The sequence below is a fragment of the Kocuria dechangensis genome, from assembly GCF_014636775.1.
Classification (GTDB): domain Bacteria; phylum Actinomycetota; class Actinomycetes; order Actinomycetales; family Micrococcaceae; genus Kocuria; species Kocuria dechangensis.
Genome location: NZ_BMEQ01000010.1, coordinates 92,086 through 105,740, shown reverse-complemented (window position 1 = coordinate 105,740; position 13,655 = coordinate 92,086). Strand labels below are relative to the sequence as shown.

9 protein-coding genes are annotated in these 13,655 nt (G+C 72.4%); 7 read left to right on the top strand and 2 right to left on the bottom strand.

Annotation, left to right across the window (positions count from 1 at the left end; translation table 11 throughout):
• Positions 1 to 6: 6 nt before the first annotated feature.
• The gene (locus IEW07_RS10930) at positions 7 to 1,638 is read left to right on the top strand and encodes an AMP-binding protein (RefSeq protein WP_229741772.1); all 1,632 of its coding nucleotides are present in this window, start codon (positions 7 to 9) and stop codon (positions 1,636 to 1,638) included.
• A gap of 62 nt (positions 1,639 to 1,700) precedes the next feature.
• Here IEW07_RS10930 and IEW07_RS10925 read toward each other — a convergent pair whose 3' ends face one another.
• Positions 1,701 to 3,224, bottom strand: a complete 1,524-nt coding sequence (locus IEW07_RS10925; protein ID WP_229741771.1) for an MFS transporter — start codon at positions 3,222 to 3,224, stop codon at positions 1,701 to 1,703.
• Between the two features lie 127 nt (positions 3,225 to 3,351).
• Positions 3,352 to 4,182, bottom strand: a complete 831-nt coding sequence (locus IEW07_RS10920; RefSeq protein WP_188537111.1) for a hypothetical protein — start codon at positions 4,180 to 4,182, stop codon at positions 3,352 to 3,354.
• 307 nt (positions 4,183 to 4,489) lie between these two features.
• On the opposite strand from IEW07_RS10920, the gene IEW07_RS10915 reads away from it, so the two are divergent.
• From IEW07_RS10915 to nrfD, 6 genes are all read left to right on the top strand, one after another.
• Positions 4,490 to 5,164 carry an SDR family NAD(P)-dependent oxidoreductase gene (locus IEW07_RS10915; RefSeq protein ID WP_188537109.1) on the top strand — a complete coding sequence of 225 codons (675 nt, stop codon included), beginning with the start codon at positions 4,490 to 4,492 and terminating at the stop codon, positions 5,162 to 5,164.
• Between the two features lie 86 nt (positions 5,165 to 5,250).
• The gene (locus IEW07_RS10910) at positions 5,251 to 5,730 is read left to right on the top strand and encodes an SgcJ/EcaC family oxidoreductase (RefSeq protein WP_229741770.1); all 480 of its coding nucleotides are present in this window, start codon (positions 5,251 to 5,253) and stop codon (positions 5,728 to 5,730) included.
• A 230-nt stretch (positions 5,731 to 5,960) separates the two neighbouring features.
• Positions 5,961 to 8,117, top strand: coding sequence for an amylo-alpha-1,6-glucosidase (locus tag IEW07_RS10905; protein WP_188537106.1), 2,157 nt, complete (start codon positions 5,961 to 5,963; stop codon positions 8,115 to 8,117).
• A gap of 95 nt (positions 8,118 to 8,212) precedes the next feature.
• Positions 8,213 to 11,548, top strand: coding sequence for a formate dehydrogenase (fdh, locus tag IEW07_RS10895; protein WP_229741769.1), 3,336 nt, complete (start codon positions 8,213 to 8,215; stop codon positions 11,546 to 11,548).
• On the top strand, positions 11,548 to 12,546 hold the full coding sequence (locus IEW07_RS10890) for a 4Fe-4S dicluster domain-containing protein (RefSeq protein ID WP_188537100.1): 999 nt from the start codon (positions 11,548 to 11,550) through the stop codon (positions 12,544 to 12,546). Before fdh ends, IEW07_RS10890 begins: the two co-directional genes overlap by 1 nt.
• A complete protein-coding gene (nrfD, locus tag IEW07_RS10885; RefSeq protein ID WP_188537098.1) occupies positions 12,543 to 13,637 on the top strand; it encodes an NrfD/PsrC family molybdoenzyme membrane anchor subunit in 1,095 nt (364 codons plus the stop codon). The genes IEW07_RS10890 and nrfD overlap by 4 nt, the downstream gene beginning before the upstream one ends.
• Positions 13,638 to 13,655 lie beyond the last annotated feature (18 nt).

The following is a 13,655-nucleotide window of genomic DNA, read 5'->3' as shown; positions in this document are numbered from 1 at the left end:
ACACCCGTGGAACTGCTGCACGACAACCTGTCCTACGCCGCAGGGGAGGCCGAGCCGCCTCTCCTGGTCCAGACGATCCCCCGGAACCTCGCGCAGACCGCCGTGCGCTTCCCCGACCAGGAGGCCCTGGTGGACGTGGCCGGCGGGAGGCGGTGGACCTACGCGCAGTTCCACCGCGACGTCCGGCGGCTGGCCACCGGCCTGCACCGCTTCGGCGTGCGCTCCGGCGACCGGGTGGGGATCTGGGGGCCCAACACGTGGGAGTGGGTGCTCGTGCAGTACGCGACCGCCGAGCTCGGGGCGATCCTCGTGACCGTCAACCCCGCCTACCGTCCGCACGAGCTGGCCTACGTCCTCCGCCAGTCCGGGATCAGCACCGTGGTGGCGCACCCGGGGTTCAGGAGCTCGGACTACCCGGGGATGCTCGACGAGGTCCACGACGGCTGCCCGGAGCTGCGGCGGGTCGTCGTCATGGGCACCTCCGCGTGGGACGAGCTCGCGGGCGCCGACGCCGACGACGCCCTCCTCGACGGGATCGGCGAGCGCCTGGACCCGGAGGACGCGATCAACATCCAGTACACCTCCGGGACCACCGGCTTCCCGAAGGGCGCCACGCTCAGCCACCGCAACATCCTCAACAACGGGTGGTTCATCGGCGAGCTGCTCGGCTACGACGAGACCGACCGGGTGTGCATCCCGGTGCCCTTCTACCACTGCTTCGGCATGGTCATCGGCAACTTGGCGTGCACCACCCACGGCTCCTGCATGGTGGTTCCGGGGCCCGTGTTCACCCCCGGGTCGGCGCTGCGGGCGGTCGAGCAGGAGCGGTGCACCAGCCTCTACGGGGTGCCCACCATGTTCGTCGCCGAGCTGGGCCTGGAGCACCTCGGCGACATCGACCTCTCCAGCCTGCGCACCGGCGTGATGGCCGGCGCCCCCTGCCCCGCGCCCACCATGCGCGCGGTGATCGAGCGGATGAACATGGCCGAGGTCAGCATCTGCTACGGCATGACCGAGACCTCCCCGGTGTCCACCCAGACCCGCCGGGACGACTCGTTCGAGCGCCGCACCACCACCGTGGGCCGGGCGGGCCCGCACCTGGAGGTCAAGGTGATCGACCCCGCCACCGCCGAGACCGTGCCGCGCGGGACCCCCGGCGAGTTCTGCGCCCGCGGCTACAGCGTCATGAAGGGCTACTGGGACGAGCCGGAGAGGACCGCCCAGGCCATCGACGACGAGGGCTGGATGCACTCCGGGGACCTCGCCGTCATGGACGAGGACGGGTACGTGCAGATCACCGGCCGGATCAAGGACATGGTGATCCGCGGCGGGGAGAACATCTACCCCCGCGAGGTCGAGGAGTTCCTGCTGACCCACCCGGACGTCCTCGACGTCCAGGTCGTCGGCGTGCCCGACGAGACGTACGGCGAGGAGATCATGGCCTGGGTCCGGCTGCGCGAGGGTGCCGAGCCGATGACCGCGGAGTCCCTCAGGGCGTTCTGCGAGGGGCGGATCTCCCGGCACAAGATCCCCCGCTACGTCCACGTGGTCGACGAGTTCCCCATGACCGTCACCGGCAAGGTCCGCAAGGTGGAGATGCGCGAGGAGTCGCTGAGGCTGCTGGACCTCCAGCACTGACCCCCGGCCCGCCGACGGCTCTTCTCATCCGGAGAGCGCCGGGTCATCCGGAGAGCGCCGGGTCATCCGGAGAGCGAGGGGGCTGAGACCCCGTCCCCGGTGTCCCCCGCGTCCTCCGCGGCCATCCGCGCGTACGACGCCGAGACCCGGCGGTAGACCGGGGTCAGGAAGGCCAGCAGCGCGGCGGCGATCATGACGATCCCGGCCACCAGGAACACCAGGGCGATGCCGCGGGAGGTGCCCTCCCCCAGCAGCGGGGCCAGCCGGGCCGCGCCCTCCGCGGACCGCGCGTACGGGATGATCCAGACCTGGGCGATCGGCGCGATGAGGAACGCGGTGATCGGCGCGGCCGCCGACTCGAACGCCATGGCGAACCCGAACACCCTCCCCTGCCGGTGCAGGGGCACCACCCGCTGGATGATCGTCTGCTCGGCGGCCTCCACGAACGGCACCAGGACCAGGTACAGCCAGATGCCTGCCACGTACAGCCACGCCCACTCGCGCAGCGTGAACACCGCGCCGAGGAACCCCATCGCCACCACCGCCAGGAGCATGGTTCGCAGCGGGTTGGAGCCGAGCCCGAACTTGCCGATCAGCGCCCCGCCCACGATGAACCCGGTGGCCCCGAGCGCGAAGTACGTCCCCCACAGCTCCACGGGGAACAGCTCCAGGCCGTAGGGGTCCATCAGCGCCAGGTAGACGCCGCCGATGAAGTTGTTGAACGTGGAGAACAGGATCAGCGCGAACAGTCCGGAAATGGCCAGCACGGCGGCGAAGGAGCCGCGCAGGTCGAACCCGCCGTGCGCGTCCGTGGCGGCCGCGCGCACCTCCTCGGGCATCCGCAGCGTGAGCAGGTGCCCGAAGGCCAGTGCGGTGAGCACCAGGGCGAGGACGATCGTCCAGCCCATGCCCAGCAGCCCGACCGACAGCCCGGAGAGCACCGAGGTGACGATGAACATCAGCCCCTGCACCATGCCCACCAGCCCGTTGGCGTTGGCCCGCCGGTCCGGCTCGATGAGGATGGTGACCGTGGTGGACAGGGCGATGTTGCGCATGTTCTCCACCACCGCGCCGGTCAGGACGACCAGGGCGAAGACCCAGAACCACGGCCGGGTCAGGTCCACCAGCCGGGCGGTGGGGGTCAGCAGGAACACGACCCCGGACAGCAGGAACATCACCAGGGTGAAGCCGGCCGCGAAGCGCATCACGGACAGCTTGCGGTAGCGGTCCACGAAGGTGCCGAAGCTGATGCTGGAGAGGGCGATCAGCAGCATGTACGCTCCGCCGATCACCCCGGTGGCGATCACGTTGCGCGTCTGCAGGTAGACCCAGAACGTCAGGGCGAACCACAGGTAGCTGGTCGTGATGTTGGCGAGCGCGGTGTTCACCAGGATCCCGGCGAAGGTGCGGGACCGCTGCGCCGGGCTGCGCACGGACGTGTCGACGGCGTCGGGATCGGCCAGGCCCGGGGGCTCGCCGCCCTCGACCGGCGCGGGATTCCCCACGGGCGCGGCGGTTGCGGGGAGTCCCGCACCCCCGTCGGGAGCCGCGGCGGCCCGGGGCGGAGCCGGTTCCTGCTCGTTCATGCGGCCCAGTGTAGTGACGCGCCCGGACACGGTTGCCGGCCGTCCGCTCCACCGACACCCGGGGCGAGATGTGCCCGGAAGCCGTGTGCCGCGGCCGTGAGACCGGCGGGCCTGCGGGCCGGCACCACTACGCCCGGAACGACGCGATCATCGCCTGGACCTGCCGGTGCTCCTCGGACGCGACGTACGCCTGGGCCTCCTCGAGCGTGGCGAAGTCGTGGACCGAGCTGAAGATCACCGTGCGGTAGGTGACGCCGTTGGGGGCGACCACCCCGGTTTCGACCGAGCCCAGCCCGTGCATGACGTGGGGGAGCATCCCCGTGGGCGGCGGCACCTCGGCGTCGGTCAGGGACGTCACGAGCCGCACGCTGTCCGGCCAGCCGTACGCGTTCCGGATCTCGGGGGCGGAGGTGAGGTCCATGGCCACGGAGCGCACCACGAAGTCGCCGCTGGCGGACAGCGGCACGCTCCCCGGCACGTCGCCGAGGTGAACCACCGGCGGCGTCGAGCAGTCGGGTCCGCACTCCGCGCCCCATGCGATGAGGACGGACAGGTGGCCGACCGGAGCGCCGTCCGGCCCGACGACCGCCACCGTGCCGCCGACGTCCGTGAACTCGCCGTCGACCGCCCACGTCGCGGGCAGCTCGAAGGCGAACGCGGCGTCGGCCGCCGTTCCGGTGTACGTCACCAGCTTCACGGGCTCGGCCGGCCCGGCCGGCTCCGTCGGCCCGGCCGACGGGGTGCCCGTGGGAGCCGCAGAGCTGGGAGCCGGAGCGGCCGTGGTCGGCTCCGCGGTGGGAGCCGGTTCGGACGCGGCAGTCGTCTCCGGGGCGGGGCCCGGGGTCGTCGTGCCGGCGCTCGCGTCGTCCGGGGAGGGGGCGCCGCAGGCCCCCAGGAGGAGGGAGGTCGCCACCGCGGCCGCGAGGGCCCCGGACGGTCGAGGCGTGGTGGGTGACATGGCGACCGGTCCTCCGCTCCGGGGCCGTGTGCGCCACGAGCCGTCGCCCGGCACGCCCCCGAGGAGTGCAATCTAGCCAGGCGGGCACGGCCGCGGCAACGGTCCGGCGCCCGGGCCGGTCAATCGTTGTCGAACTGCAAATTCTTCGGCCTGCTCGTCCCCGATGCAGTCCGCACCGGCCACGACGGCCGGGCGGCTTCGGGCTCGTGGAAGATCCCGACCGGCCCTGGGCGGCGTCGGAGAGGCTGAGTACGCTCGGAGCACAGAGGTCGGCCGGTGTCGCGGCGACCGGGGCTGGAGGACGACCATGGACCTGAACGGCGCGAGGATCCTCGTGGTGGGCGCGACCGGAGTGCTCGGGCAGCGGCTGTGCGAGCGGCTGGGCGAACGGACCACCGCGATCGTGGTGACCGGCCGCTCCGCGGCGGCCGCCGAGGAGCTGCGGCGCCGGCTCAGCCTGCGCGCCGCCCACGCCCTGGACCTCGTCGACCACGCCGCGGCCGCCGCGGTGGTGGACCGTGCCGTCGAGGAGCTCGGCGGCCTCGACGCCGTGGTCCTCGCCACCGGCGTCGCCGCGTTCGGCCCGGCCGCCGAGGAGGACGACGCGGTCGTGGAGGAACTGTTCGAGGTCAACGCGCTCGGCCCCATGGCCCTGATCCGGGCGGCTCTGCCCCACCTGTCGGACGGCGGCGCCGTCGCGGTGCTCACCGGAGTGGTCGCAGAGCTCCCGCTGGCCGGGATGGCCGCCTACGCCGCCAGCAAGGCGGCCATGGCCTCGTGGCTCGGGTCGCTGCGGCGGGAGCTGCGCCGTCGCCGGATCGCGATCGTGGACGCCCGGCTGCCCCACATGGACACCGGGCTCGTGGACCGCGCGCTCGTGGGCCTGCCGCCCGCGCTGCCCCCGGGCCACGACATCGACGACGCGGTCGAGGCCGTCGAGCGCGGCCTGGAGCGCGGCATCCACATCCTGCGGCTCGACTAGTCTCCCGTTCCGCCGAGACCCCACGGAGTGGTGGACCACCGGCCACCACCGTCAGGTCCATCATGTCGCGACCGGAAGGACAGGCAATGAGTGAAGAAGACCGGATACAGGAGCTCTACGAGCGCCTCAAGCAGGCGTGGACCGACAACGATGCCGACGCCTACGGTGCGTGCTTCACCGAGGACAGCGATTACGTCTCCTATGACGGCACCCGCGCGATCGGGCGGGCGGCGATGGTCCGGAACCACGATCGACTGTTCCGGGGCGTGCTGAAGGGGTCAGCGCTCGTGGGTGACATCGAGTCGATCCGCTTCCTCACCCCCGATGTCGCGATCGTCCACGGAACGGCATCCGTGCTGATGCCATGGCGATCGACGCTGCCCAGGAGACGCCTGTCGCGGCAGACGCTGGTGGCGCTCAAGACGGACGACCAGTGGAAGTTCGCGGCCCTGCACAACGGAAGAGTCAGGCCGATAGGCCTCCCGGATCCACACTCGCTGCCTTCCCGGCTGTCGCACGCCATGGCCTCCGCGGCTCGGGCCGCGGGCAGGGGTCGCCGCCCCTAGCGGGACGTCGTCAGGTCGACCGTCGGCCTGCTCGTCCCCGGGCCTCCTCGATGGAGGCAGCGTTGCCGGCCACGGGGATCCTTCCCCGGTGCCCACGCGGGACTGGCATCCACGAGGACGCAGGCGTAGCGTCGATGGACACCTGACGGAGGCCGGCCGCGGAGGACCACGGTCCGGGCGGCTCCGCCCGGTGCTGAGCCGTTGACGTCAGTCCCTCGGAGGAGCCGGGAATGGCTGGATGGAATGCCGACACTGCCGCCGGTCCACTGGGGCCCGGGACGGTGACCCTGGTGGAGGGTTCGTCCTTCTGCATCTCCGCGTCGAACGGCGACATCCACCCCGAACACCCGCACGGGGTCTTCTGCGAGGACACCCGCATCCTGTCCCGCTGGCAGCTGAGCGTCAACGGCCGGCCCCTGGAACCGCTGGCGGGGGAGACCAAGGAGCCGTACCGGGCCCTTTTCGCCGGTCGCGTGCCCGGGCCCGACGGGCACGCGGACAGCCCGCTGATCGTGGAGCGTCTCCGCGAGGTCGGTGCCGGGCTCACGGAGCAGATCACGGTCCGGAACTACTCATCGGCCGCGGCCGAGTGCGTGGTCGCCCTCGGCGTCGCCTCCGATTTCGCGGACCTCTTCGAGGTGAAGGAAGCGCGCATCCAGCGGCGCTGGGAGGAGACCCGCCGGCCGGAGGGCGAGACGCTGACCATCCGGGCCGCCTGGCACGGCGTCAGCAAGGGCGTCGTGGTGTCGGCCGGCGGCGCCGACGTCACCCCGGAGGCCCTGACCTACCGCGTGGTCGTCCCGCCGCACGGGCACTGGAGCACGACTCTGAGCGTCCTGCCGACCGTGGGGGGATCCGATCCGGTGGCGCCCTTCGTCCGCCCGGACGACGGCGAGGTCTCTCCGCGCGACCGCCGCCGGCAGGAATGGGTGTCGAGGATCCCGGTGCTGCACATCGGCAACCGCTCCATCGAACGGACTCTGCGGCGCAGCTACGACGACCTGGGCGCGCTGCGCATCGAGGATCCCGAGCACCCGGAGCGGGTCGTCGTGGCCGCCGGGGCCCCCTGGTTCATGGCGCTGTTCGGGCGGGACTCGCTGTGGGCGTCCTTCATGGCGCTGTCGGTGGATCCGTCGCTGGCCATCGGGACCATCCAGACGCTGGCCGACCGCCAGGGCCGCGTGGTGGACCCGATGAGCGAGGAGGAGCCGGGCAAGATCCTGCACGAGGTCCGGCTGGACGTCTCCAGCGGGCTGGCCCTGGGCGGGAAGTCCGCCTACTACGGCAGCATCGACGCGACGCCGCTGTTCGTCGCCCTGCTCGGGGAGGTCAGCCGCTGGGGCTACGCCGCGGAGACCATCGCCGCGCTGCTCCCCCACGCCGACCGGGCGCTGGCGTGGATCCGGGACTACGGCGACAAGGACGGCGACGGCTTCGTCGAATACGCCCGGCTCAACGACCAGGGCCTGATCAACCAGGGGTGGAAGGACTCACCGGACGGCATCAACTTCGCCGACGGCACGCGGGCCGAGCCGCCCATCGCGCTGTGCGAGGTGCAGGCCTATGTCTACAGCGCGTATCTGGCCCGCTCCTGGATGGCCTACGACGCCGGTGACAGGACGCTGGCCGCCGAGTGCCGCGACCGCGCTGCGCGCCTGAAGAAACAGTTCAACGAACGGTTCTGGCTGCCCGACCGCGGCTACTACGCCATCGCCCTGGACCGCCACAAGCGGCCGGTCGACGCGTGCGCTTCCAACATGGGGCAGTGCCTGTTGTTCGGCATCGTCGACGAGGACAAGGCCCCGCGGATGGTCGAGCGTCTGATGTCCCCGGAGATGTTCAGCGGCTGGGGTGTGCGGACACTGGCCACCGACATGGGCGCCTACAACCCCGCGAGCTACCACAACGGATCGGTCTGGCCTCACGACAACGCGATCATCGCCGCCGGGCTCCTGCGCTACGGGTTCGTGGAGGAGGCACAGCGGATCTCCACGGCCCTGCTGGAGGCGGCCGACTACTCGGAGGGACGGCTCCCCGAGCTGTTCTGCGGTTTCAGCCGCGAGACGTTCACCGAGCCCGTGCCCTACCCGACGGCGTGCTCGCCGCAGGCCTGGGCCGCCACCACCCCGGTCCACCTGGTGAAGAGCCTGATGGGCTACTTCGCCGACGTGGCCCGCGGGGGATTGTGGATGGATCCCGTGCTCCCGGAGTCCTACGGCGACCTGCACATCACCAACGCCCCGATGGCCGGAGGCCGGATCACCATCGACATCTCCGGGTGTGAGGCGACGATCCAGGGACTGCCGGAGGGCATGACCTATCACCGCGGGACCCGGCCCTGGGCGGCCGACCTGGTGGAACAGGCCCGCACGGGCGACCAGGCGTGACCACGCCGCCGGGCCGGCAGACCTGGGACGAGCACCCGGAACACCGGCCGGTGTGTCCTGTATCACCGCGGAGCCGGACGGGCTATGCTCCTGCCATGGCACGATTCAGCCCCCTGGAGTGGCCGGTCCTCCGGCAGCTCCGCTCAGGCGACCTGCTCGGTCGCGGACCGGCCGTGACCTCGGAGCGCACGCGCGGGACGACCGCGCGGACGACCACCGCGGACCGCGTCGTGCAGAGCGTGTGCCCGTACTGCGCGGTGGGCTGCGGTCAGCGGGTGTACGTCAAGGACGAGAAGGTCGTGCAGATCGAGGGGGATCCTGACTCCCCGATCTCCCGGGGCCGCCTGTGCCCCAAGGGCTCGGCCAGCGAGCAGCTGGTCAACGCGCCCGGCCGGCAGACCGAGGTGCTCTACCGCGCGCCCCGGGCCACCGAGTGGCAGCGCCTCGACCTCGACACCGCCGTGGACATGGTGACCGACCGCTTCCTCGAGTCGCGCCGCAACGGCTGGCAGGACACCGACGACCAGGGGCGTCTGCTGCGCCGCACGATGGGCATCGCCTCCCTTGGCGGCGCGACGCTGGACAACGAAGAGAACTATCTGATCAAGAAGCTCTTCACCGCCGCGGGCGCGATCCAGATCGAGAACCAAGCCCGTATTTGACACTCCGCAACGGTTCCCGGTCTGGGAGCCTCGTTCGGGCGTGGCGGCGCCACGCAGTCCCTGCAGGACATGGCCAACGCCGACTGCATCGTCATCCAGGGCTCCAACATGGCCGAGTGCCACCCGGTGGGCTACCAGTGGGTGACGGAGGCCAAGGCCCGCGGGGCGAAGGTCATCCACGTGGACCCGCGGTTCACGCGCACCTCGGCCGTGGCGGACAAGCACGTCCCCATCCGGGCCGGCTCGGACATCGTCCTGCTCGGCGCCCTGATCAACCACGTGCTCGCCCACAACCTGTGGTTCGAGGAGTACGTCGTCGCGTACACCAACGCGGCCACGCTGGTGAACGACGACTACCGTGACGCCGAGGACCTCGACGGGCTGTTCTCCGGGTTCGACCCCGAGAGCGGGCAGTACGACATGTCCACGTGGGCGTACGCCGAGGGCGACGGCGGCCGGGTGAGCGGGCCCGAGGGCGACCCGGAGCACGGGGCCGAGTCCGTGCCGGAGGCCGCCGGCCAGCAGCTCGGCAGCGGCGGCCCGCCGATGGAGCACGCCCGCATGCAGCGCGACGAGACCCTGCAGGACCCCCGGACGGTGTTCCAGATCCTCAAGCGGCACTACGCGCGCTACACCCCCGAGATGGTCCAGGAGGTCTGCGGCATCGCCCCCGAGGACTTCGCGTACCTGGCCCGGTCGATCACCGAGAACTCCGGGCGGGAGCGGACCACGTGCTTCGCGTACGCGGTCGGCTGGACCCAGCACAGCCTGGGCGCGCAGTTCATCCGCACCGCCTCGATCCTGCAGCTGCTGCTGGGCAACATGGGACGCCCGGGCGGGGGGATCATGGCCCTGCGCGGGCACGCCAGCATCCAGGGCTCCACCGACATCCCGACGCTGTTCAACCTGCTGCCCGGCTACCTCCCGATGCCCGTCGCCGGCACCCACGACACGTTCGAGGACTACCTGGACGCGATCGCCTCGAAGAAGCAGAAGGGCTACTGGGCCGAGGCCGACGCCTACACGGTCAGCCTGCTCAAGGCGTGGTGGGGGGACGCAGCCACGGCTGACAACGACTGGGCCTACGACTATCTCCCGCGCCTCACCGGCGCCCACGGCACCTTCCAAACACTGACGAGCATGCTCGACGACGAGGTGGAGGGCTACTTCCTGCTCGGCCAGAACCCCGCGGTGGGGTCGTCGAACGGGCGGATGCAGCGCATGGCGATGTCGCACCTGAAGTGGCTGGTGGTGCGCGACCTCAACCTCATCGAGTCGGCCACCTGGTGGAAGGACAGCCCCGAGATCGCCTCCGGCGAGCTGCGCACCGAGGACATCGAGACCGAGGTGTTCTTCCTGCCGGCGGCCACGCACGTGGAGAAGGCCGGGACGTTCACGCAGACCCAGCGGTTGCTGCAGTGGCGCCACCAGGCCGTCGCCCCGCCCGGCGAGTGCCAGAGCGAGCTGCAGTTCTTCCACGAGCTCGGCAAGCGGATCCGGCAGCGGCTGGCCGGGTCCACCGACGAGCGCGACCGGCCGCTGCTCGACCTGACGTGGGACTATCCCACCGACGCGCACGGGGAGCCGGACGCCGAGGTGGTGCTCGCCGAGATCAACGGCCGGCACCTGCAGGGCCCGGACGCCGGCAGGCCGCTGTCCTCGTTCACCGAGATGCGGGCCGACGGCTCGACCTCCGGCGGATGCTGGATCTACACCGGCGTGTACGCCGACGGCGTCAACCGTGCCGCTGCCCGCAAGCCCGGCCAGGAGCAGGGCCCCGCCGCCCTGGAGTGGGGCTGGGCGTGGCCGGCCAACCGCCGGATCCTCTACAACCGCGCCTCGGCGGACCCGCAGGGCAGGCCGTGGAGCGAGCGCAAGAAGCACGTGTGGTGGGACGAGGAGCAGCGCACATGGGTCGGGGACGACGTGCCCGACTTCCCGCTCCACCTCGCCCCGGGCACCCGTCCCGACCCCGACGCCGGGGGCGCGGCCGCGCTGGCCGGCGACGACCCGTTCATCATGCAGGCCGACGGCAAGGGCTGGCTGTACGCGCCCAAGGGCATGGTCGACGGGCCGCTGCCCTCGCACTACGAGCCGCAGGAGTCGCCGGTCGCCAACGCCCTGTACACCCAGCAGCGCAATCCCTCCCGGGTGCTGATGGCGCGCCAGGACAACCTGACCGCACCGAGCGCCGGGGACCCGGGGGCCGGCGTGTACCCCTACGTGTTCACCACGTACCGGCTCACCGAGCACCACACCGCCGGCGGCATGAGCCGGTGGCTGCCGTACCTCGCGGAGCTGCAGCCGGAGATGTTCTGCGAGGTCTCCCCCGAGCTCGCCGAGGAGTGCGGCCTGGAGCCCTACGGGTGGGCCACGGTCGTCTCGCCCCGGGCGGCGATCGAGGTGCGCGTGCTCGTCACCGACCGGATGACCCCGCTCGTGGTGCGCGGACGGACCGTGCACCAGATCGGGCTGCCCTACCACTGGGGCGTGGGCGACGACGCCGTGGTCAGCGGTGACGCCGCCAACGACCTGCTGGGCCTGACGCTCGAGCCCAACGTGCAGATCCAGGACTCCAAGGTCGGCTCCTGCCACATCCGCCCGGGTCGCCGGCCGCGGGGCCCGGCGCTGCTCGACCTGGTCGCGGAGTACCAGGCCCGCGCGGGCGTCACCGTCGAGACCGGCAACACCCGGCTCGACGGGCCCGGCGGCGCGCCGGGACCGGACCCGGACACTGACCCGACCACCCACCCCACGAGGGAGAACTGATGGGCCAGCTGGCCGGACCGACCGACCCCGCCGCCGACGCGCACTGGGAGCACCAGCACCCGCGCAAGGGGTTCTTCACGGACACCTCGATCTGCATCGGCTGCAAGGCCTGCGAGGTGGCCTGCAAGGAGTGGAACCAGAACCCCCAGGACGGCGACCTCCAGCTGCTCGAGTCCTCCTACGACAACACCGGTGCCCTGGGTGCGAGCACCTGGCGGCACGTGGCGTTCGTGGAGCAGGACGGCGAGCGGATCGAGGAGGCCCGCGAGTCCGGGCGCGCGCTGGTGAGCCTGGGCATGCCGCGCGTCGGCCCGCCCGAGGCCCGCGCGGCCGCGGAGCCCGGGGACAGCACCCCGCCGGACACCCCGGAGTTCCGCTGGCTGATGTCCTCCGACGTCTGCAAGCACTGCACGCACGCCGGGTGCCTCGACGTGTGCCCCACGGGCGCCCTGTTCCGCACCGAGCACGGCACCGTGGTGGTGCAGGACGACATCTGCAACGGGTGCGGCACCTGCGTGGCCGGCTGCCCGTTCGGCGTGATCGAGCGGCGCACCGACGGCACCGCCGCGCCGAGGACCGAGCGCGAGGGCCGGCCCGGCTCCGAGCCCGCGGTGCCGAACGTGGGCGTCGCCCAGAAGTGCACCCTCTGCTACGACCGCATGGTGGACGACCAGACCCCCGCGTGCGCGCAGACCTGCCCCACGACGTCGATCAAGTACGGCGACCACGACGACATGGTCGACCAGGCCCGGCAGCGGGTCGCCGAGATGCACGCCCAGGGCCGCACCGAGGCCAGGCTCTACGGCGCGAACGAGCTCGACGGCGTCGGCGGCACCGGGTCGGTCTTCCTGCTGCTCGACGAGCCCGAGGTGTACGGGCTCCCGCCCGATCCGCGGGTGCCCACCGCCGACCTGCCCCGGATGTACCGGCGGGCCGGCCTGGCCGCGGCGGGGATGCTCGCCGCGGCGGCCGTGGCCTTCGTGGGAGGCCGCTCGTGAGCCTCTCCGAGTTCGACAGCTACCGCCCGCCGGAGCCGCCGCGACGCCGGCGGCGCGACGGCGCGCGCCGCCGCGGGACCGGGCCGGGAGGCGGGGGCGACGGCGCGCGCGAGATGCCGATGGTCCCCGAGCCGGAGTTCACCTCCTACTACGGCCGGCCGGTGGTCAAGCCGGCGCCGTGGGGCCACGAGGTCGCCGCGTACCTGTTCCTGGGCGGTGTCGCCGGGGGCTCGGCGCTGCTCGCGCTCGGCGGCCAGCTCACCGGCCGTGACGCGCTGCGCCGCAACGCCCGCCTGGGCTCGGTGACCGCGCTCGCGCTCGGCGGGGCCGCCCTGGTCAAGGACCTCGGCCGCCCGGAGCGCTTCCTGCACATGCTGCGCACGTTCAAGCCGACCTCGCCGATGAGCATGGGGACGTGGATCCTCAGCGCGTTCGGCGCCGGCATGGGGATCACGGTCGCCGCCGAGGCCGACCGGATGACCGGGTCCCGGTTGCCCCTGGGCCCGCTGCGGCCGGTGCTGCGCGCCGTGGAGGGCCCCGCCGGGGTCGAGGCGGCCGTGTTCGCCGGCCCGCTCGCCGCGTACACCGCGGTCCTGCTCGCCGACACCGCCACGCCGACGTGGAACGAGGCCCGGGAGGACCTGGCCTTCGTGTTCGTGAGCTCGGCGAGCCTCGCCTCCGCCGGCCTGGCGATGATCACGACGCCGGTCGACGAGACCGGCCCCGCGCGCCGGCTCGCCGTGCTGGGCGTCGTGGGCGACCTGGTCGCGACGCGGGTGATGGAGCACCGGATGGACCCGGTGGCGGCCGAGCCGCTGCACGAGGGGAAGCCCGGCGCCATGCTGGCCTGGAGCGAGCGGCTGGCGGTCGCCGGCGGGCTGGGCACGCTGCTGGGCGGGCGCCACCGGGCGGTCGCCGCGGTGTCGGGAGCCGCGCTGCTGGCCGCCTCGGCCCTGACCCGGTTCGGTGTGCTGGAGGCCGGCCTCCGCTCGGCCGAGGACCCGCGCTACACGATCGAGCCGCAGAAGAACCGGCTCGCGGCCCGGCGCGCGGCGGGGATCACCGACGACTCGATCACCACCGCCGGCTGACGCCCGGCGCCGGGGGTG

Excerpts from the sequence above, each read along its gene's own strand:
- IEW07_RS10925 (WP_229741771.1), bottom strand. The coding sequence starts at position 3,224 with ATGAACGAGCAGGAACCGGCTCCGCCCCGGGCCGCCGCGGCTCCCGAC.
- IEW07_RS10920 (WP_188537111.1), bottom strand. The coding sequence starts at position 4,182 with ATGTCACCCACCACGCCTCGACCGTCCGGGGCCCTCGCGGCCGCGGTG.
- IEW07_RS10915 (WP_188537109.1), top strand. The coding sequence starts at position 4,490 with ATGGACCTGAACGGCGCGAGGATCCTCGTGGTGGGCGCGACCGGAGTG.
- IEW07_RS10910 (WP_229741770.1), top strand. The coding sequence starts at position 5,251 with ATGAGTGAAGAAGACCGGATACAGGAGCTCTACGAGCGCCTCAAGCAG.
- IEW07_RS10905 (WP_188537106.1), top strand. The coding sequence starts at position 5,961 with ATGGCTGGATGGAATGCCGACACTGCCGCCGGTCCACTGGGGCCCGGG.
- IEW07_RS10890 (WP_188537100.1), top strand. The coding sequence starts at position 11,548 with ATGGGCCAGCTGGCCGGACCGACCGACCCCGCCGCCGACGCGCACTGG.